Source organism: Roseivivax sp. CAU 1753 (assembly GCF_054482575.1).
Map to the genome: position 1 here is coordinate 56,705 of NZ_JBTLRF010000001.1, position 19,769 is coordinate 76,473.

The following is a 19,769-nucleotide window of genomic DNA, read 5'->3' on the forward strand; positions in this document are numbered from 1 at the left end:
CGGTCACAGCACCCGGTCCGCTCCGGGCCAAAGCGCGCGCACCTGCGGCAGCCGCTCGGCCACCGCCGCGTAGACCGGCGCGTAATGCCGGGCGATCTCGATGCGCACGTCCTCGGACACTTTCGATCCCTTGCCGCGTGCATTGACCTGCCGCGCGCCCGCCTCGGCCTCGACCGGTACGCCCGCGAACTCCGCCAGCGCGCGGGTGCCCTCGGGCGTGAAGATCTCCTCGAACAGCGCAATATGCCGGTCGGACGCGGGAAACACCGCCTCGATCGCTTCCAGAGTGCGGTCATAGCGGCTGCGCGCCTCGGCCTCGGCGCTGGCGTAAAAGCCCCGCAGCGGCGCGTCATTGGCATCCGACAGCGGCAGGCGGCCCTTTTCCATTTCCATGCGCATGTGCGACCGCAGCCGCTCCACCGGGTCGCGCATGACGAAAATGGCCTTGGTGGCGATGCCGCGCGCTTCAAACCCCTGTCGGATCATCTTTAGCGTCTCGGATGGCAGGGCGGCATAGGACGGCGTGATATCGCCCGTGCGCACCACGCCGCGCTTGTTCAGCAAGCCCGCGAAATAGTCGAAATAGGCCGTCGGATCCTGCTGCAGGCGCCAGCGCAGATGGGCCGCGGGCTCGGCCCCGCCCAGCGCCGTCTTGGCCCGGGCACGGATGTGTCCGAACCGGGTCGGCGCGGCCACCGCGTAGCGCGCGAAAACGCCGCCCAGCCGATGCTCCCAGATCTGGTACTCGCCCAGTCGCCCGAAGTTGCTGCCCTTGGCCCGCGCCAGATAGGCCTGCACCCAGCTCGAGCCGCATTTCTGCCCGCCAAGTCCCAGAAAGAAGGTCGGCTGGGCCATCGGGCTATTCCGTATCGGTGCCGCGCAGCGCCAGGATCGCCACGATCCCGACCACCGCCAGCCCTACCACCGCGATATTGGCGGGCTGCGCGTTCGACACGATGACGCCGACCAGCGCCCAGATCACCGTCAGCCCGTATTCCGGCGCGCGGTGCAGCCGGTATTGCACCACAAAGGCGATGGCCAACCCGATGCTCAGCGCCAGCAGGGCCGCGGGCGTCTGCCCCATCCAGCCATACCCCGCCATGATCAGGCCCAGCGACACCGACGACGCCGCCGTCAGCCAGCCCGCATAGATCGCCACCGGCGACAGCTGCCAGAACCGGTCCTCGTCGCCCAGCCGGAACAGCGCCGCCAGCGCGGTGCCCAGCATGGTCCAGATCATCACCGTGGCCCAGAACACCGACACGTTGGCCACCGGGATCCAGCCCGCGCCGATCACCAGGCTCAGGGTCAGAAGCGGGCGCGCGGCGGCCCAGTCATCCTCGTCGCGGCGGCGCAAGAGGCCAAAGGCCGCGCCCGCGATCAGCCACAGATAGATCAGCCCCCAGATCGAAAAGGCGTAGCCCGCGGGCTGCACCGGCGGGTCCTCCTGCGGCACCGGGAACTGCCCGGCCGAAAACCCGTTGAACCCCGCGCTGAAGAACGGCGAGGCGGCAAAGGCGATCGCCGCCAGCAGAACCGCAACCGCCCAGACCGTCTTTGCGTTGTCGCTCATGCCAATTGCCCTTCCGCCGTGATCCGACGCCGACCGCCGGTATAGGAATGCAACACCTCGGGCAGGGTGACAGATCCATCCGCCTCCTGACCATTCTCCAGCACCGCGATCAGCGCGCGCCCCACCGCCAGCCCCGATCCGTTCAGCGTATGCACGAACGCAGGCTTGCCGCCGCCCGCGGGCTTGAACCGCGCGTTCATCCGCCGCGCCTGGAAATCGCCGCAGGTCGAAACGGACGAGATCTCGCGATAGGTGTTCTGCCCCGGCAGCCAGACCTCGAGGTCATGGGTGCGGCCCGCGCCAAAGCCGATATCCCCGGTGCAAAGCGTCACCGTCCGGTAGGCCAGCCCCAGCTTTTCCAGGATCCCCTCGGCGCAGCGCGTCATCCGGCGGTGCTCCGCGTCGCTTTCGTCGGGATGCACCACCGACACCATCTCGACCTTCTCGAACTGGTGCTGACGCAACATCCCCGCCGTGTCGCGCCCGGCGCTGCCTGCCTCGGACCGGAAACACTGCGTATGCGCCACGTAGCGGCGCGGCAGATAGCTCTCGTCCATGGTCACGCCGTTGACGATGTTGGTCAGGCTCACCTCGGCGGTCGGCACCAGCCACCAGCCATTGGTGGTGCGATAGCTGTCCTCTCCGAACTTCGGCAACTGCCCGGTGCCAACCATCATCTCGTCGCGCACCAGCACCGGCGTCCAGGTCTCGGCCAGACCGTTTTCTTCCACATGGGTGTCCAGCATGAACTGCGCCAGCGCCCGGTGCACCCGCGCCACCGCACCCGACAGCACCACGAACCGCGCCCCCGACAGCTTCGCCGCGGTTTCGAAATCCATGCCGTCCCGCACCGCCGCCAGCTCGTAATGCTCTTTCGGGGTAAAATCGAACACCCGGGGCGTGCCCCAGCGGTGAATCTCGACGTTATCGGCCTCGTCCTGGCCCTCGGGCACGTCGTCATGCACCGAGTTCGGCAGCTCCAGCAGCCTGTCGGTCAGCGCCGCGTCCAGATCCCTGGCCCGTGCCTGCATCGCCGCGACCTCGGCCTTCTTGTCGCCCACCAGCGCGCGCAGCCGCTCGAATTCCGCGTCATTGCCCGATGCCTTGGCCTGTCCCACGTCCTTCGCGGCGGCCTTCTGTTCGGCCTGTGCCGTCTCGGCGGCATGGATCGCCGCGCGGCGTTCCTCGTCCAGCGCAAGGATCGGCCCGGATGCGCCCTGGATCCCCCGCTTGGCCATGGCGGCGTCGAAGGCTTCGGGATTGTCGCGGATGGTGCGGATGTCGTGCATCTTGGGGGGCCTCGTCTCTGCGTCGCCTGAGTCGTGCGCGGTTATGCCCCAAAGCGCTCAGGGTGTGTAGGGGCGAGCCACCTCCCGGATGACCCAGGGGTCGACCGGCACCACCACCGCGTTGCCGTCCAGGATCGACGAGATCACCCCGACGATCCGGCGCGCGTCGCCCGACCCGTAGAACACCGGCCCGCCCGACATGCCTTTTGACGCAGCACAGCCCAGATACCACTTGCCCCGCCGTTCGCGCCCGTCGCAACCGTCGCGCAGCACCTGGGCGCCGGGCGCCTCGCGCGGATAGCCGATCAGTTCGAACGGCCCCGACGGCCCCGAGGCCCCGACCCGCAGCACCGGCATGTCGAGCGCCCGGTCCAGCCGCAACAGCGCCACGTCATGCGCCACCACGATGCCGTCTTCGTCCACAGCATCCGGGTGCAGCAGGATCTCCTCAACGCTGGCCGCCCCCAGATGCGCGCCATCCTCCCAGCCCGCAACAAAGCCAAGCCCCCGTGTGCCGCGCTTGCGCCCGTCGTCGAAGGTCACGCAATGCGCCGCCGTCAGGATCGTCGCCGGGCCCACCAGCGTCGCGGTGCAGAGCCTGAGCTTCGAGAACCCGCCCCCGAAAAGCCGCCCCACCGACGGATCGGCGGCGTGCAGCGGCGTGGCAAGCAGGATCAGAAGTAGGACAAGGCGCATCGTCAGGAGATAGCGACCGGGCAGGCGTCGTCAATCCGGGTCGGGCGGGGTGTAGGTTTTGGGGTCAGCCCACCATTTCTGCCATTCGCGTCCAAATCGAATTCCCAGTTCTACTTTCGGCCAATGAGTTGGCCATTTCACTTCGTCCGGTAGTTGAACGGTGGCATCGCCAAAGACACGTTCAAGTTCCAAATCCGAAATGCCAGTCATGCTCAAGTCGATGTGCCTGAATGCAGCTCCGCAAATATGACTGTGAGATAAGCGTGAGTGCGCATTCATGCGGCAATGGCTGAATAAAGCACATCTTAGAATTGCCGTCCGGAACGAAACGTTTTTCAAGTCGATATGCTCAATTTTCGCAAAGTCGAATTCGGTATATAGCAGGGAGCTCCAAGCCAAACCTTCACCCCGCAATTTGGCATACTGAAGCCAAGTCGCATCCATCTCTGCGCGTTGCAGTTTGGCTCCGCGCAGGTCGGCGGCGGTCATGTGCGCGTTTTGAAACTTCGCATGCGCCAATTTGGCATCGCACAGCTTGACACCGTGCATTGATGCGCCTTCGAAGTTGCCATATCTGAAATCGAGGGCGTTCAATCGAAACCCTTGCAAATTGGCCTTGGATAAATCGACGCAGTCCTCATGCTCCTTGTTTTCGACAAGGTTTTTATTGAGGCGGCCTACGGTCTGAACAGCCCGTTCCATATCAATTCGCTGTGCTGTCAGGCGCTTTGACCATAATGCGAACATTCTAAGAGAGGCGTCGTGTGGCGATACATGAAGTTCCTCAAGTGCCTCTTTTTTCGTCAGGCCCTCTCCGATGGGTTCATCTTGCATCAACCGCCGCACCTCCAGATAGGGATGCGTCTGCGCCGATAGTCCCGGCTCAACTCGCGCACGTAAAGGCAGAGCAGCCGCACCACGCGCTTGGCATTCTGTGGTAGCTCATCCACCAGCCCCTCCAGCCGGTCGATCGCGGCAGAGCGTCGCACGATGTCGTCTTCCCAGACATCGTGCGCCTTGTAGGCCCCGTCCTCATCCTTCAGCGTCACCTGCCGCCGCGCATAAAGATCCGCCGCCGCCTCGGTGATCTTCTGGTTATACAGCGATTCCTTGGCCGTTTGAGTCTGCTCACGCGACAGCTTCAGCCGGTTGAGCGTCACCGGCAGCGCCACCACCGCGCCCAGCGTCGCGGTCAGTCCGGCCAGCGTGATCAGGGTGAAGCGCCAGTCGACACCGGCCTCCAGCCCCGCGTCGCCCCGCATCGCCGGAACCGACAGCCAGACCAGCGTCCGGATCAACCCGTAGAACAGCCCAACGGTCAGCAGCCCCCACAGGATCGCCCCCGCTATGGCCAAGACCTCGGGCACCGCGGAAATTCCAAGCGCTTCGCGCCAGTCCCTGGTCGTCGCCTTTCCCGTGTCATCCGGCTTGGGCAGCCCCCATGCCACAAGGGCCGATCCCGCCAAAAGCAGGGCCAGCGCGATGGTCGTCCAGACAAAGCCTTCTTCGAAGGGAAGTGTGATCACCGTCTCGGCCGCCATGGGCGCGCTCCTCACTGGGATCGTCTCGGCGCGCGCATTGGCAGGGACCGCACCGGCAACACCTCGTAAACAATTGTTAATGAAACACAAAACCTTTCGCATGCGAAAGCTTTTTCTGCCCTCGGGCCAAAACGCGGCACACCCGCCGCGACCATCGCGCCGCACGGCCCCACAAACCGCCGCCAAGCCTGCTTGCATCACCGCGCGCCAATCCATAGGTTCCGCCAAACTTCAAACATGCGGGGCCGTGTGCCCTGTCCCCACCGACAAAGGAGCCCCCCATGGACGGCAGCGCACTGGCACAGTTCGTGCCCCTGATCCTGATCTTCGCGATCATGTATTTCCTTCTGATCCGCCCGCAGCAGAAGAAGATGAAGGAACACACCAAGATGGTCGAGAACCTGCGGCGCGGCGACCAGATCGTCACCCAGGGCGGGCTGATCGGCAAGGTCGTCAAGGTCAAGGAAGGCAACGAGATCGAGGTCGAACTGTCCGAAGGCGTCAAGGTCCGCGTGGTGCAGAACACCGTGGCGCAGGTCATCTCCAAGACCGAGCCCGCCAACAGCTAGGCCGCCGCGCCGCCCCCTTCCGTCAGAAAGCCCGTCCATGCTTCAGATCGACACCTGGAAACGCGTCCTGATCCTGCTCGTGGTGGCTGTCGGCGTGGTCTTCTCCGCGCCGAACCTGTTCTACGAACGGGTCGAGGCCCACAATGACGCGGTCACCGCGATCGAGCGGCAGGGCGAAACCGAGGAACGGCTTGCCGCGAAATCGGTCTGGCCCGACTGGCTGCCCGCGACCATCGTCAACCTTGGCCTCGATCTGCGCGGCGGCGCGCATCTGCTGGCCGAGGTGCAGGTCGCCGATGTCTACGACACCCGCCTCGAGGCCATGTGGCCCGAGGTGCGCGACCTTCTGCGCCCCCTGCGCGACGAGGTCGGCACCATCCGCCTGCGCAGCGACACACCCGGCGAATTGCGCGTCCGCCTGGGCAACCCCGACGGCATGCAGGCCGCCATCGCCGCCGTGCGCACGCTGGCGCAACCGGTGGCCTCGGTCGCCGCTGCCGGGGCCTCCGACATCGAGGTTGCGGGCCAGGACGACGAGTTGGTTGTCCGCCTGTCGGAGGCCGAGCAGACCGCCACCGACGACCGCACCGTGCGCCAGGCGCTCGAGATCATCCGCCGCCGCATCGACGAGGTCGGCACCCGCGAGCCGACCATCCAGCGCCAGGGCGAGGACCGCATCCTGATCCAGGTGCCCGGCATCGGCTCGGCGGCTGAACTCAAGGAAATCATCGGCACCACCGCCCAGCTGAGCTTCCAGCCCGTGGTCGGTCGCGCATCGTCGCAGACCGCCGATCCCGGCATCGGCAACGAGATCCTGCCATCGCTCGACGAAGAGGGCGTGTTCTACGAACTGGAACGCGCCGCCGTGGTCTCGGGCGAGGAACTGGTCGATGCGCAACCGGCCTTCGACCAGAACGGACGCCCCGCCGTCAACTTCCGCTTCAACTCCTCGGGGGCGCGCAAATTCGGCGACTACACGGCGGAAAACATCGGCAACCCCTTTGCCATCGTGCTCGACGACGAGGTGATCTCGGCCCCGGTGATCCAGTCGCACATCCCCGGCGGCTCGGGCATCATCACCGGCAACTTCTCGGTCGAGGAGTCGACCCAGCTTGCGGTGCTGTTGCGCGCCGGGGCGCTGCCCGCCGGGCTGACCTTCCTCGAGGAACGTACCATCGGGCCGGAACTGGGCCAGGACAGCATCGACGCGGGCAAGATCGCCACCATGGTGGCCTTCGCGATGGTGCTGGTGTTCATGTTCGCGGCCTACGGGCTGTTCGGCCTCTTCGCCAACGTGGCTCTGATCCTGAACATCGGCATGCTGTTCGCGGTGCTGTCGCTGATCGGCGCGACGCTGACCCTGCCGGGGATCGCGGGCATCGTGCTGACGGTCGGCATGGCGGTGGATGCCAACGTGCTGATCTTCGAGCGCATCCGCGAGGAACTGAAGACCGCCAGGGGCCCCGCCCGTGCCATCGAGCTGGGCTATGAAAAGGCGCTGTCGGCGATCGTCGATGCCAACATCACCACGATCATCACCGCAATCATCCTGTTTGCCATGGGCTCGGGTCCGGTGCGGGGCTTTGCCATCACGCTGGGCGTGGGCATCGTCACCTCGGTCTTCACCGCGATCTACGTCACCCGTCTGTTCGTCACCATGTGGTTCGAGCGCAAGCGCCCGAAGACCATCACCGTCTGAGAAGGCCCCCCCATGCGTCTCAAACTCGTCCCCGACGATACAACCTTCGATTTCTTCAGCCGCACCAGGATCTGGCTGGGGATCTCGGGCGTGCTGATGGCCATCGCCTTCGTGTCCTTCATGGTGCAGGGGCTGAATTTCGGTATCGATTTCCGCGGCGGCACCACGATCCGCACCGAAAGCGCGCAGCCGGTGGATGTCGGGGCCTACCGCGCCGCGATGCAGGGGCTGGACCTGGGCGATATCGTCATCTCCGAGGTGTTCGACCCCAGCTTCGGCGACGACCAGAACGTCGCCATGGTGCGCATCGGCGCGCAGGACGACGCCGAGGCGGTGACGCCCGAAACCATCCTTGCGGTCGAGGCGGCGTTGCAGGGGGTGGCCCCGGGCATCCGCTTCACCTCGGTGGAATCGGTCGGTCCGAAAGTGTCGGGCGAATTGATCCAGACCGCCGTGATCGCCGTCGTGCTCGCCATCGGGGCGGTGCTGATCTACATCTGGCTGCGCTTTGAATGGCAGTTCGCCGTCGGCGCCGTGGTGGCGCTGGTGCATGACGTGCTTCTGACCATCGGCATCTTCTCGGAGTTGCGGATCCAGTTCGACCTCGCGATCATCGCGGCGCTGCTGACCATCGTCGGCTATTCGCTGAACGACACGGTCGTGGTCTTCGACCGGGTGCGCGAGAACCTGATCAAATACAAGAAGCGCGATCTGAAAGAGGTGCTCAACATCTCGATCAACGAGACCCTGAGCCGGACGCTGATGACGTCGCTGACCACCTTGCTGGCGCTGATCGCGCTGTTCGTGCTGGGCGGCGACGTGATCCGGGGCTTCGTCTTCGCGATGATCTGGGGTGTGGTCGTCGGCACCTATTCGTCGATCTTCGTGGCCTCGGCGCTGCTCTATCGCCTTGGCGTCAAGCGCGACTGGGAAAAGCCGGACCCCGGGGCGGGCACGCAATTCTCGAATATCGACGCCTGAGCGCTCGCCGGGAAAGAACGGCGGGCCGCGCGTCGGCGGGCCTTGCCCTGTCCGGATCGCGCCCAATGTCCTATGATCCCGGGATCCGCCACGACTGAAAAGGAGCCGCGCCCATGCGCCTGAACGAGATCGTCTATACCGATGCGCAACCGGTCGACAGCTACGGGCCGGGGTTCTTCCGGATCGGTGGCACCGCCATCGAGGGCGCGCTGTGCCTGTCGCAACGCGGCACGACGGCCTGGGGCGGTTTCGAGGATGCCGCCACGCTGCTGGACCTGGCCGGTGAGATCGACGTGCTGTTCATCGGTACCGGGCGCGAGATTACTCATATTCCCAAGGCCTTGCGGTCCGAGCTTGACGCGGCGGGCATCGGTGTCGAGGTCATGGGCTCGGCCTCGGCCTGCCGGACCTACAACGTGCTTCTGTCCGAAGGGCGGCGGGTGGCGCTGGCGGTTCTGCCGCTGTGACGCGGATGTGCCCGTGGCGGCGGCAGGAGCGAGGGACCGGCCCCTCGCGCTCCCCGGAGTATTTTCGGTCCGATCGTGACAAGGGGCCTGTCTGCCGGAGCCGGGACACGCGGGCGGGGCGGGGTTCGGCGGCGCTCGCCGCGCCGGGGCGAAGGGCTGCGGGGCAAGGCCGGTTGGGACGGGCGCGGGGCGGCCTTACCGGGGCGTGCGGCGGGTCAGGGTCTTGGCAATGTTGCGCGTGAGCGGTCTGTCGGTTTCCCGGGGCGGGGTTGCGGTGCTTGACGGGGTCGGGTTGGCGCTGGCCCGGGGCGAGGCGCTGGTGCTGCGCGGACCGAACGGGTCGGGCAAGACCACATTGATCCGCACCATCGCCGGGTTGCAACCGCCGCTCGAAGGGGCTGTCGAGGGCATCGAGGCGGTGGCCTATGCGGGCCATCAGGACGGGCTGAAGACCAGCCTGACGGTGACCGAGAACCTGGGTTTCTGGGCGTCGGTCTATGGCGCGGGCGGTGCCTCCGCGGTGTCGGAGGCGCTGGCGCGGTTCGACCTCGGGGCGTTGCGGGACAGGCTGGCGGGCAATCTGTCGGCGGGGCAGAAGCGGCGGCTTGGGCTGGCGCGGTTGCTGGTCACCGGGCGGCCGGTCTGGGTGCTGGACGAGCCCACGGTGTCGCTGGATGCGGCGTCGGTGGCGTTGTTCGCGGCGGCGGTCAAGGCGCATCTGGCCGAGGGCGGTGCGGCGCTGATGGCGACGCATATCGACCTCGGCCTGCCCGAGGCGCGGGTGCTGGACGTGACGCCGTTCAAGGCGGATCCGAGGGCGCGGGCCGGTGACGAGGCCTTCCTGTGAGGGCGCTGTTGCTGCGCGATCTGCGGCTGGCGATCCGGGCCGGGGGCGGCTTCGGGCTGGGGCTTGCGTTTTTCCTGATCGTGGTGGTGCTGGTGCCGTTCGGGGTCGGGCCCGAGACGCAACTGCTGGCGCGGATCGCGCCGGGCATCCTCTGGGTCGGGGCATTGCTGGCGTGTCTGCTGTCGCTCGACCGGATCTTCGCGCTGGACTGGGAGGACGGATCGCTTGACCTTCTGGCCACCGCGCCCTTGCCGATGGAGGGGATCGTGACGGTGAAGGCCCTGGCGCACTGGGTCACCACCGGTCTGCCGCTGGTGCTGGCGGCACCGGCGCTGGGGTTGCTGCTGAGCCTGCCCGAGGGCGGCTATGTCTGGCTGTGCCTGTCGCTCTTGATCGGCACCCCGGCGCTGTCGGTGATCGGCACCTTCGGCGCGGCGCTGACGGTGGGGTTGAAGCGCGGCGGTCTGCTGTTGTCGCTGCTGGTGCTGCCGCTTTACGTGCCGACGCTGATCTTCGGTGCGGAAGTGGCGCGGCGCGGGGCCGACGGGCTGGCGGTGGAGACGCCGCTGGCGATGCTGGCGGGGCTGAGCTTCGGCACGCTGGCGCTTTTGCCCTTCGCCTCGGCGGCGGTGCTTCGGATCAACCTGCGGTGAGCCGCGGCGCGGGGGCGTGGACAAGCCCTGCCGAGATGTGAATTGTGCGCCGCGAGGCAAGTGCTTAAAGGATGGCCCATGTCGCTTTGGGAATACGCAAACCCCGTCAAGTTCATCCGGACCACGGACCGGGTGTTGCCCTGGATCGCCGGGCTGGCGCTGCTGTGTCTGCTGGTCGGGCTGGTCTGGGGGTTCTTCTTCACGCCGGACGATTTCCGCCAGGGATCGACGGTCAAGATCATCTACCTGCATGTGCCCGCGGCGCTGATGGCGATCAATGCCTGGCTGATGATGCTGGTGGCGTCGCTGATCTGGATCGTGCGGCGGCATCACGTCTCGGCGCTGGCGGCCCGCGCGGCGGCCCCGGTGGGGGCCACGATGACGGTGATCGCGCTGGCCACCGGGGCGATCTGGGGCCAGCCGATGTGGGGCACCTACTGGGCGTGGGATCCGCGGCTGACATCGTTCCTGATCCTGTTCCTGTTCTATCTTGGGTACATGGCGCTGTGGTCGGCGATCGAGAATGACGACACCGCCGCCGATCTGACCGCGATCCTGTGCCTGGTGGGATCGGTCTTTGCGCTGCTGTCGCGCTACGCGGTCAACTTCTGGAACCAGGGGCTGCATCAGGGGGCGTCGCTGTCGCTCGACAAGGAGGAAAACGTGGCGGATGTGTTCTATTTCCCGCTGCTGGTGTCGATCGCGGGCTTTGTGCTGCTGTTCGTGGCATTGGTGTTCCTGCGCACCCAGACCGAGATCCGGGCGCGGCGGATGCGCGCGTTGCTGGCAAGGGAGCGGATGGCATGATGCCCGAACTGGGAAAATACGCCGAGGCGGTGCTGTCGGCCTATGCGGTGTCGCTGGTGCTGATCGTGGCGCTGGTTGCGGTCAGCGTGGCGCGGGCGCGGCGGGTGCGGCGCGACCTGAACCAGGTGGAGGCGCGCCGTGGCTAGGATCTCTCCTCTGATGGTGCTGCCGCCGCTGATCTTCGCGGCCTTCGCGGGGCTGGCGTTCTTCGGTATGTTCCGCGACGACCCCGAGGGGTTGCCGTCGACCCGCGTGGGCCAGCCCGCACCGCCGATCACCGATGTGGCGCTGGAGGGATATCCGGGGCTGGAGCCGGGCGCGTTGTCTTCGGGCGCGGTGACGCTGGTGAACTTCTGGGCCAGCTGGTGCCCGCCCTGCCGGGTCGAGCATCCGCAGCTGCTGGCCTATCAGGCCGAGGGGCTGGACATCGTCGGCGTCAACATCAAGGACCAGGCCGGCAATGCGGCGACGTACCTGGCCGAGGAAAGCAACCCGTTCAGCGCGGTGCCCTTCGATCCGGCCGGGCGCACGGCGATCGACTGGGGCGTGACGGCCCCGCCCGAGACCTTCATCCTGGACGGCGACGGCGTGGTGTTGCACCGCTTTACCGGGCCGCTGATCGGCACCGATTTCGAGACCCGGTTCGTGCCTGCGCTGGAGGCCGCGCGGGCAGGCGGGGCGGATTGATAGACTGTCGATCGTGCGGTGTGCGGTGATTTGGTGCGCTGTGATTTCTTGCGCTGTGATCCGGTGCGCTGTGATCCGGTGGAGCGGGCCGGGGGCCCGCGCCGGGGATGTCGTCGCAGTCCTTTGGCCTGCGCCTCCGGTGGGGGTGGATTACGAGGTTCTGCGCGGACCGGGGCTGGGACAGGCGCTGGCCGCGGGGGCACAGGACAGCGATTGCCGTGGTTTGACCTCGGTGTGACTGGCGCCATAGACGGTCAGGCCGATCAGGATCAGCGCTTGCAGGATGGTCAGGATCTTCATGTCGGTGCCCCGGTCGTTTCTTGTGATTTGTCTGTTTTGACACCGGTGTAGCGTCGGGGCGGGGTGTTTGTCGGCTCACGAATTTGCGATGGGCGGGGACCTGCCGCCGGGCTTTCTGCTGCCCCGCGGGGTCTGTGACCGGGGCCGGGACCAGGGGCCGTGCGGGGTGTCAGAGGAAGGTCAGGCCCAGGGCGATGATCGTGCCCGACAGGATCAGGTGGATGATGCAGAAGCCCATGATATCCTTGGCGCGCAACCCGGCAATCCCGAGGATCGGCAGCGCCCAGAACGGCTGCACCATATTGGTCCAGGCATCGCCCCAGGCCACCGCCATCGCGGCGCGGGCCATGTCGAGGCCGAGCGCGTCGGCGGCGGGCAGGATCACCGGGGCCTGCACCGCCCATTGACCGCCGCCCGAGGGCACGAAGAAGTTGACGATTCCCGCCGACAGGAAGCTCCAGAACGGCAGCGTCGCGGGGGTGGCGAGGTTGACCAGCCCCTGCGAGATCGAGGCGGCCAGACCCGATTGCACCATGATCGCCATGATGCCCGCGTAGAACGGGAACTGGATGACGATGCCCGCGCCGCCCTTGACCGCATCGGTCAGCGCATTCAGCAGGTTGCGCGGCGAGCCGTGCAGCAGGATCGCCAGCGACAGGAAAAGGAAGTTGATGACGTTGAGCGAGAGCGCGCCGCCGCCGGCGAAGTGGTTCAGCGACCAGGCCAGACCGGCGAGACCCACGACAAGCGACAGCGCGGGGCTCAGTTCAAGCCATTCGGCGGGGGTCGGGGCGTCGGGCCGGGGGTGCGGGGCGTCCTCGAGCAGGGCGGGGTCGACGAAGATCTCTTCGCCCGCTTTCGGCAACATCGCGCGGTTGATGAACGGAACCGCAACAAAAAGCGCGGCCACGATGATCAGGTTGAACGGCGCGAAGATCGTTTCGGAGGTGGGAATGACGCCCGCCAGATCGGCGAAGGGATGGCCCTCGGTCGCGATGGAGAGCGGCACGGAGCCTGCCAGCCCGCCATGCCAGACGATGAAGCCGGAATAGGCCGAGGCCACCAGCAGGCGGTAATCGACCTTGACCACGCGGGCCAGTTCCTTGGCGAAGAGCGCGCCGACCACGAGGCCGAAGCCCCAGTTGATCCAGCTGGCGGCGAGCGAGACGAAACTGACCATCAGAATCGCGCCGCCGGGGCTGCGGGCGAGACCCGCGAGCCTTGCCAGCAGGCCTTTGACCACGGGGGTCGAGGCCATCATGTAGCCGGTGACAAGCACCAGCAGCATCTGCATCGAGAAGGTCAGCAGCGACCAGAAGCCGTCGCCCCAGATCTCGACCACCTCGAGCGGGCCGGTGCCCTGGGTGAAGACGGCGGCCAGGGCGGCCACAATGGTCAGCACGAGAACGAAGACAAACGGGTCGGGCAGGTAACGGTCGACGATACGGACCATCGGACGTGAGAGCGCGTTCAGCATGGTGTGACCTCCTCGATTGATGTTGGATGTGCCCTCTAGCAACTGTCCGCGCCAAACCCAACGGCTGCGGCGGGTTTGCAATTGTGCAAGCCCGCGCGCGCCGGAATGCCCCGGTCCGGGGGCGATTTCCGTCGGCGGGGCAGGCGTGCGGGACAGGGTGAATGCGCAGGCGGACACAGGAAGTCGATCGGGGGGCAGGCACGAAAAAGGCCGCGCGGGGGGCGCGGCCTTCTTGCGATTTCAACAGGCGCTCAGTGCGCCGCGTCTGTGCGCCGCATCTGTGCGCCGCGTTTACGCCGCCTTGGCGAGGTTGCGCAGCACGTAGTGCAGCACGCCGCCGTGTTCGACGTATTCCACCTCGATGGCCGTATCGATCCGGCACTTGATCTCGATCGTCTTTTCGGTGCCGTCCGCGAAGGTGATCTTGCAGGGGCACATCGCGCCCGGCGTCACGTTGTCGAGCCCTTCGATGGAGACGGTCTCGTCGCCCTTGAGGCCCAGGGACTTGCGGGTGTCACCGCCGGTGAACTCGAACGGGATCACCCCCATGCCGACGAGGTTCGAGCGGTGGATACGTTCGAAGTTTTCGGCGATCACGGCCTTGACGCCCAGAAGCGAGGTGCCCTTGGCGGCCCAGTCGCGGCTGGAGCCCGCGCCGTATTGCTCACCGGCGAAAATCACCAGCGGCGTGCCCTGTTCCTGGTAGGCCATGGCGGCGTCGAAGATCGGCATCTGGGTGCCGTCGGGGCCCTTGGTATAGCCGCCCTCGACGCCGTCCAGCATCTCGTTGCGGATGCGGATGTTGGCGAAGGTGCCGCGCATCATGACCTCGTGGTTGCCGCGCCGCGAGCCGTAGGAGTTGAACTCGCGCACGGGGACCTGACGTTCGACCAGGTACTTGCCGGCGGGCGTGCTTTCCTTGAACGACCCGGCGGGCGAGATGTGGTCGGTGGTGACCATGTCGCCCAGCATCGCGAGGACGCGCGCGCCCTCGATGTTGGTGATCTCGCCCTTTTCGGCGCCCATGTTCTGGAAGTAGGGCGGGTTCTGCACGTAGGTCGAGGTGGACGGCCAGTCGTAGGTCTGGCTGTCGGTGGTTTCGACCGATTGCCACTTCTCGTCGCCCTTGAAGACGTCGGCGTACTTTTCCTGGAAGCTTTCGCGGGTGACGGTCTTTTCGACCAGTTCCGCGATCTCCTTGGCGGTGGGCCAGATGTCCTTGAGGTAGACATCCTTGCCGTCGGGGGTCTGCGCGATGGGATCCTTGGCGATGTCGATGTTCATGTCACCGGCCAGCGCGTAGGCCACCACCAGCGGCGGCGAGGCCAGGTAGTTGGCGCGCACATCGGGGCTGATGCGGCCCTCGAAGTTGCGGTTGCCCGACAGCACCGAGGTGGCGATCAGGTCGTTGTCGTTGATCGCCTTGGAGATCTCGTCCTGCAGCGGGCCGGAGTTGCCGATACAGGTGGTGCAGCCGTAGCCCACGAGGTTGAAGCCGATGGCATCGAGATCGTCCTGCAGCTCGGCCGCTTCGAGATAGGCCGACACGACCTGCGACCCGGGGGCCAGCGAGGTTTTCACCCAGGGCTTGCGGTCGAGGCCCAGTTCGCGCGCCTTGCGGGCGACGAGACCGGCGCCGATCATCACGTAGGGGTTCGAGGTGTTGGTGCAGGACGTGATCGAGGCGATCACGATGGAGCCGTCATGCAGCTGGTAGTTATGCTCGTCGGTCTTCACGAAGCCGCGCTTGTGGTGGCCCTCGTCGCCGGGGATGTCCACCGGCTCGGGCGCGCCGCCTTCGCCTTCCCAGCGGACCTCGGCGGATTCGGTGGCATCCGCGCCGCTGCGCACGCCCTTGACGTAGTCGCCGAACGCCTTGGCCGCGCCGTCGAGCGCGATGAAGTCCTGCGGGCGCTTGGGGCCCGAGATCGCGGGCACGACGGTCGACATGTCCAGTTCGAGCGTGTCGGTATAGACCGGCTCATAGCCGGGCTCGCGCCACATGCCCTGTTCCTTGGCATAGGCCTCGACCAGCGCGAGGGTGTCCTTGTCGCGACCGGTGGTGTTGAGGTAGCGCAGGGTTTCGTCGTCGATCGGGAAGAAACCGCAGGTTGCCCCGTATTCGGGGGCCATGTTGCCGATGGTGGCACGGTCGGCCAGCGGCACGTTGTCGAGCCCGTCGCCGTAGAATTCCACGAACTTGCTGACCACGCCCTTTTCGCGCAGCATCTGCACGACCTTGAGCACGAGGTCGGTGGCGGTGGTGCCCTCGACCATCGCACCGGTCAGCTTGAAGCCCACGACCTCGGGGATCAGCATGGAGATCGGCTGGCCGAGCATGGCGGCCTCGGCCTCGATGCCGCCAACGCCCCAGCCCAGCACGGCCGCGCCGTTGACCATGGTGGTGTGGCTGTCGGTGCCCACCAGCGTGTCGGGATAGGCCACCGTCTCGCCGTTCTGGTCGGTGTCGGACCAGACCGTCTTGGCGAGGTATTCGAGGTTGACCTGGTGGCAGATGCCGGTGCCCGGGGGCACAACGCGGAAGTTGTTGAACGCCGACTGGCCCCACTTGAGGAAGGTATAGCGTTCGATGTTGCGTTCATATTCGCGGTCGACGTTCATCTGGAAGGCGCGCGGATTGCCGAACTCGTCGATCATCACCGAGTGGTCGATGACCAGATCGACCGGGTTGAGCGGGTTGATCTTCTGCGGATCGCCGCCCAGCGCCTTGATGCCGTCGCGCATCGCGGCAAGGTCGACCACGGCGGGAACGCCGGTGAAGTCCTGCATCAGCACGCGGGCCGGGCGATAGGCGATTTCGCGCGGGTTCTTGCCGCCCATGGTGGCCCATTCCGAGAACGCCTTGATGTCGTCGGTGGTGACGGTGTTGCCGTCCTCGAACCGCAGCATGTTCTCGAGCACCACCTTGAGCGCGATGGGCAGTTTCGAGAAGTCGCCAAGGCCGGCCTGTTCTGCGGCGGCAATGGAATAATAGGACACGGCGTTGCCGCCGACCGTCATGGTCTTGCGGGTCTTGTTGCTGTCCTGGCCTACGGTGATGGGCATGAATGAGCCTCCCTGGCTTGGCGTGACGATGGGGGTTTGGATGCTGTCTGCCCGATGCGGTGCCGCCGATCAAGGGGGCAGGGGCGAAAATGTATACCATAGTGCACAAAAAAGTTCCCGAGGGACACGGTTGCCTTCCGCTCGCGCACAATCGCAATTCCTTGATTGTTCATTTCACGTCGCCATGGCTACATCGACAAGACACCTTAGCGAGGTATCGAAACATGACAATGCGTCCCATGCTGTGCGTCCTCGCGGTCGCGGCCCTGGTATCGGGCACGAGCGCGCGTGCGGATGACATGCCGGTCGTGGTCGAGCTGTTCACCTCGCAGGGGTGTTCGTCCTGCCCGCCCGCGGATGCGCTGCTGGCCGAGCTGTCCGCGCGCGACGACGTGATCCCGCTGGCGCTGCACGTGGACTACTGGGATTACATCGGCTGGAAGGACAGTTTTGCGAAACCGGCCTTTACCGCGCGCCAGAAGGGCTATGCCCAGGCGTCCGGGCGGCGGTCGATCTATACGCCGCAGATGATCATCGACGGAGAGTTCGACGTGGTCGGCAACCGCCCGATGGACGTCACCGCGATCATCGACCGGCAGGAGGATCGTCCGAACCCGGTCGGCATCCTGATCGCGCGCACCGGCGGCACCCTGACGGTGACGCTGGACGCGACGTCCCCGGTGGGTGCGGTCGATCTGCATCTGGTACGCTATGCGCCGCACCGGAACGTCGCCATCGAGCACGGCGAGAATGCCGGGCACACGCTGGCCTATTCGCATGTGGTGACCGACTGGACGACAATCGCGCGCTGGGATGGCAAGGGCCGGTATCAGGGCAAGGCGGACGTGGCGGGCACGTCCCCGATCGTGGTGCTGGTGCAGAAGCCCGATCACGGCCCGGTGCTGGCGGCGGCCCGTTTGCGCTGACGTTTCATCTGGCGCTTGGGTTTCCAGCGCCGGTGGATCCAGAACCACTGCGCCGGATCCGCGATGATGCGCGCCTCCAGCCGCGCGCTGATGGCGCGGGTCATGGTCAGCGGATCGCTGTGATCGACGGGGGCCTCGAAGACGCAGGTGAAGGTGAGGCCGTCGGGGTTGCGGATGCCGAAGAACGGCACCAGCAGCGCGCCGGTCCTGAGCGCGATCTCGGCGGCCGAGGTCAGCGTCGGCGCGGGCTGGCCCAGAAAATCGAAGGTCTCCCCGGCGCTGTCATAGACATCGAAAAGCAGCACCGCCATGCCGCCCTCGCGGACGTGTCGGACAAGACCGATGGTGCCGCGGCGGCCCTGCTCGAACACCGGGCCGGAGAGCGCGTGCATGTTGCGCGCGTAGTGATCGTTGAAGAACGGGTTCGACATCGGGCGGTAAAGACCGCCGATCCGGTAGCCGCGCGCCACCAGTGCGGCGCGCGGGGCCTCGAAGTTGCCGAAATGGCCGGTGACGAAGAGCACCGGTTTGCCCGCCGCGCGGGCGGCCTCGATGGCGGGCAGGCCGTCGCCGCAAAGTGGCGCGTCGGCCATCCGCGTCAGCAGTTCCGCGACGCCGTAATTCTCGATCATGGTACGCCCGGCGTTGTCGGCCACGGCATTGGCGATGCGGCGGCGGTCGGTCGCGGGCATGTCGGGCCAGACATGGGCAAGGTTCGCCTCGGCGCGCGCCCGGTAGCCGGTCAGCGGCGCGATCACCCGGGCGACGGTGCGGCCCATGAGCCAGAGACGGAAGCGCAACGGCAGCCAGAGCGCGGCCCGGATCAGACCGCGCAGCGCCCGGTCGACCAGCCAGTCGGACCAGCTGCCCCGGGGGCGGGCGGTGTCGTCGTCATCCTTGGGGTCTTGCACGCCGCGGCCTCATCCTGTGACAGCTGGTAACAGCCCCTTGTCTTAGGACGGGGGCCGCGGGGCGGCAAGTCGCGGGTTCATTCCGCGTCGCCGGGGACGCGCAGCTGGATTTCGCCGCTGTCGGCCATCTCGCGGATGGCGGCGACGACCTGGGCCTGCGCCGCCTCCACATCGGCGCGCGGGGCACCAACGCGTTCGGCGCTTTCCTCGCGCAGGGTGGCGGCCATGCGGCGCGACAGGTTTTCCAGCAGGAAGTCGACCGAGCGGTTTTCCTGTTCGCCGAGCGCCCCGCCGAAGGCCAGCGCCAGCACGTCGTTGGCCACATCGCGGGTGACCTTGGGGGCGTCTTCGGGGGCGAGACGGGTGTGGATGTTCTCGAAGGTGAAGATGGTGCGGCGCACTTCCTCGGCGAAGGCGCTGTCGGTTTCGTCGAGGCCGGTCAGCACATCGTCGCGGGTGGTCGACTTCGAGAAGTTGAGGATGCTGCCGATGCGGTCGACCGGGTCCTTGGCGAAGGCGCGCGGCGGGCGGGCATCGAGTTGCGCGGCAAGGCTGAGGCCGATCCGGTCGACGGTTTCGGGCGTCACGCCGCCGGTCTTGGAGACCGCGTATGTGATGCGGCGGGCGCGGGGGCCGGGCAGGTGGCTGAGCAATTCCGCCGCCCGGGACACATCGAGCTTGGAGAGCATGACCGCCGCCACCTCGATGCTTTCGGTTTCGACCAGCTTGGCCAGCGTTTCCGACGATTCGCGCCCGATCCGTTCCCACGGGTCGCCGATGCGGCGCACCCCGGCTTCCTTGCGCATGCGCGCGGCGGTCTGCGGCGAGATGCGCCCGTCAAGCGCCGACAGCGCGCCCGCCACATCGCCGGGAAAGGACAGGCCGACTTCCTCAAGCTCGTCGGCGAATTCGGTGATCACGGCGTTCAGCGTGGCGCGGTCCACATAGCGCATGGTGCCCAGCTGGTGGGTCAGTTCGGTCTGCAGCGCGTCGGGCAGCGACGCCAGCGGCACCTCGGCGCCTTCGTTGAGGATGAACTGCACCACGATCGCGGCCTTGGCCCGCCGCCCGAGCGTCAGCGGCCGGCGCGTCGGCGCGCGCGGCGCCGCGGCGGGGCCGGACAGGGCCGACGGTTGCGGCAGGAAGGGGGTCAGCGAAGACATCAGGCGGAATCTGTCCGGTGCTAGGATGTCTTAACTGCTAGAACCCGGGGGTTAAGGAATCTTCACCAAACCGGCAAAATCGCATGAAAAAAGGCGACCCTCGGGCCGCCCTTTGCA

The 19,769-nt window shown here is 66.6% G+C and carries 21 protein-coding genes; 10 read left to right on the top strand and 11 right to left on the bottom strand.

Annotated features, from left to right (window positions below; translation table 11 throughout):
* Positions 1-3 precede the first annotated feature (3 nt).
* From ACXYMN_RS00280 to ACXYMN_RS00305, 6 genes are read right to left on the bottom strand one after another with little or no spacing between them, the layout of a single operon-like run.
* The gene (locus ACXYMN_RS00280; RefSeq protein WP_459011365.1) at positions 4-855 is read right to left on the bottom strand and encodes a sulfotransferase family protein; all 852 of its coding nucleotides are present in this window, start codon (positions 853-855) and stop codon (positions 4-6) included.
* Positions 856-859: 4 nt separating this feature from the next.
* Complete coding sequence (locus ACXYMN_RS00285) at positions 860-1,573, bottom strand: hypothetical protein (RefSeq protein ID WP_459011366.1); 714 nt, start codon at positions 1,571-1,573, stop codon at positions 860-862.
* Complete coding sequence (gene serS, locus ACXYMN_RS00290; RefSeq protein WP_459011367.1) at positions 1,570-2,862, bottom strand: serine--tRNA ligase; 1,293 nt, start codon at positions 2,860-2,862, stop codon at positions 1,570-1,572. The genes ACXYMN_RS00285 and serS overlap by 4 nt, the downstream gene beginning before the upstream one ends.
* Positions 2,863-2,919: 57 nt before the next feature.
* Complete coding sequence (locus ACXYMN_RS00295; protein ID WP_459011368.1) at positions 2,920-3,558, bottom strand: trypsin-like serine peptidase; 639 nt, start codon at positions 3,556-3,558, stop codon at positions 2,920-2,922.
* A 30-nt stretch (positions 3,559-3,588) separates the two neighbouring features.
* The gene (locus ACXYMN_RS00300; protein WP_459011369.1) at positions 3,589-4,392 is read right to left on the bottom strand and encodes a pentapeptide repeat-containing protein; all 804 of its coding nucleotides are present in this window, start codon (positions 4,390-4,392) and stop codon (positions 3,589-3,591) included.
* Positions 4,392-5,099, bottom strand: a complete 708-nt coding sequence (locus tag ACXYMN_RS00305; protein WP_459011370.1) for a hypothetical protein — start codon at positions 5,097-5,099, stop codon at positions 4,392-4,394. Before ACXYMN_RS00305 ends, ACXYMN_RS00300 begins: the two co-directional genes overlap by 1 nt.
* A 281-nt stretch (positions 5,100-5,380) precedes the next feature.
* Between ACXYMN_RS00305 and yajC the strand changes: the two genes are divergently transcribed.
* From yajC to ACXYMN_RS00350, 9 genes are all read left to right on the top strand, one after another.
* Positions 5,381-5,668, top strand: a complete 288-nt coding sequence (gene yajC, locus ACXYMN_RS00310) for a preprotein translocase subunit YajC (protein WP_459011371.1) — start codon at positions 5,381-5,383, stop codon at positions 5,666-5,668.
* Between the two features lie 37 nt (positions 5,669-5,705).
* Entirely contained in the window at positions 5,706-7,367 is a 1,662-nt protein-coding gene (secD, locus tag ACXYMN_RS00315) for a protein translocase subunit SecD (protein ID WP_459011372.1), read from the top strand.
* A 12-nt stretch (positions 7,368-7,379) separates the two neighbouring features.
* Complete coding sequence (gene secF, locus ACXYMN_RS00320; RefSeq protein WP_459011373.1) at positions 7,380-8,348, top strand: protein translocase subunit SecF; 969 nt, start codon at positions 7,380-7,382, stop codon at positions 8,346-8,348.
* Positions 8,349-8,461: 113 nt separating this feature from the next.
* Entirely contained in the window at positions 8,462-8,815 is a 354-nt protein-coding gene (locus ACXYMN_RS00325) for an Mth938-like domain-containing protein (RefSeq protein WP_459011374.1), read from the top strand.
* A 229-nt stretch (positions 8,816-9,044) separates the two neighbouring features.
* The gene (gene ccmA / locus ACXYMN_RS00330) at positions 9,045-9,662 is read left to right on the top strand and encodes a heme ABC exporter ATP-binding protein CcmA (RefSeq protein WP_459011375.1); all 618 of its coding nucleotides are present in this window, start codon (positions 9,045-9,047) and stop codon (positions 9,660-9,662) included.
* Positions 9,659-10,315, top strand: coding sequence for a heme exporter protein CcmB (ccmB, locus tag ACXYMN_RS00335; protein ID WP_459011376.1), 657 nt, complete (start codon positions 9,659-9,661; stop codon positions 10,313-10,315). Before ccmA ends, ccmB begins: the two co-directional genes overlap by 4 nt.
* A 78-nt stretch (positions 10,316-10,393) precedes the next feature.
* Positions 10,394-11,122, top strand: coding sequence for a heme ABC transporter permease (locus ACXYMN_RS00340; protein WP_459011377.1), 729 nt, complete (start codon positions 10,394-10,396; stop codon positions 11,120-11,122).
* The gene (gene ccmD, locus ACXYMN_RS00345; protein WP_459011378.1) at positions 11,119-11,268 is read left to right on the top strand and encodes a heme exporter protein CcmD; all 150 of its coding nucleotides are present in this window, start codon (positions 11,119-11,121) and stop codon (positions 11,266-11,268) included. Before ACXYMN_RS00340 ends, ccmD begins: the two co-directional genes overlap by 4 nt.
* 13 nt (positions 11,269-11,281) lie before the next feature.
* The gene (locus tag ACXYMN_RS00350) at positions 11,282-11,809 is read left to right on the top strand and encodes a DsbE family thiol:disulfide interchange protein (protein WP_459012335.1); all 528 of its coding nucleotides are present in this window, start codon (positions 11,282-11,284) and stop codon (positions 11,807-11,809) included.
* A gap of 150 nt (positions 11,810-11,959) precedes the next feature.
* Here the strand turns inward: ACXYMN_RS00350 and ACXYMN_RS00355 are convergent, their stop codons facing one another.
* The 3 genes from ACXYMN_RS00355 to acnA all read right to left on the bottom strand — a co-directional run bounded on the left by ACXYMN_RS00355 (position 11,960) and on the right by acnA (position 16,652).
* The gene (locus tag ACXYMN_RS00355; RefSeq protein WP_459011379.1) at positions 11,960-12,109 is read right to left on the bottom strand and encodes a hypothetical protein; all 150 of its coding nucleotides are present in this window, start codon (positions 12,107-12,109) and stop codon (positions 11,960-11,962) included.
* A 169-nt stretch (positions 12,110-12,278) separates the two neighbouring features.
* Positions 12,279-13,586 (bottom strand): short-chain fatty acid transporter, encoded by a 1,308-nt coding sequence (locus ACXYMN_RS00360; RefSeq protein WP_459011380.1) that lies wholly within the window; start codon positions 13,584-13,586, stop codon positions 12,279-12,281.
* Positions 13,587-13,877: 291 nt separating this feature from the next.
* Positions 13,878-16,652 (bottom strand): aconitate hydratase AcnA, encoded by a 2,775-nt coding sequence (gene acnA / locus ACXYMN_RS00365; RefSeq protein ID WP_459011381.1) that lies wholly within the window; start codon positions 16,650-16,652, stop codon positions 13,878-13,880.
* A gap of 224 nt (positions 16,653-16,876) precedes the next feature.
* Between acnA and ACXYMN_RS00370 the strand changes: the two genes are divergently transcribed.
* A complete protein-coding gene (locus tag ACXYMN_RS00370) occupies positions 16,877-17,578 on the top strand; it encodes a DUF1223 domain-containing protein (protein WP_459011382.1) in 702 nt (233 codons plus the stop codon).
* On the opposite strand, the gene ACXYMN_RS00375 is transcribed toward ACXYMN_RS00370, so the two are convergent.
* Together ACXYMN_RS00375 and ACXYMN_RS00380 are read right to left on the bottom strand one after the other, a co-directional pair.
* Complete coding sequence (locus ACXYMN_RS00375; RefSeq protein WP_459011383.1) at positions 17,542-18,489, bottom strand: lysophospholipid acyltransferase family protein; 948 nt, start codon at positions 18,487-18,489, stop codon at positions 17,542-17,544. The genes ACXYMN_RS00370 and ACXYMN_RS00375 overlap by 37 nt on opposite strands.
* 77 nt (positions 18,490-18,566) lie before the next feature.
* Positions 18,567-19,652 carry a flagellar motor switch protein FliG gene (locus ACXYMN_RS00380; protein WP_459011384.1) on the bottom strand — a complete coding sequence of 362 codons (1,086 nt, stop codon included), beginning with the start codon at positions 19,650-19,652 and terminating at the stop codon, positions 18,567-18,569.
* Positions 19,653-19,769: the final 117 nt, after the last annotated feature.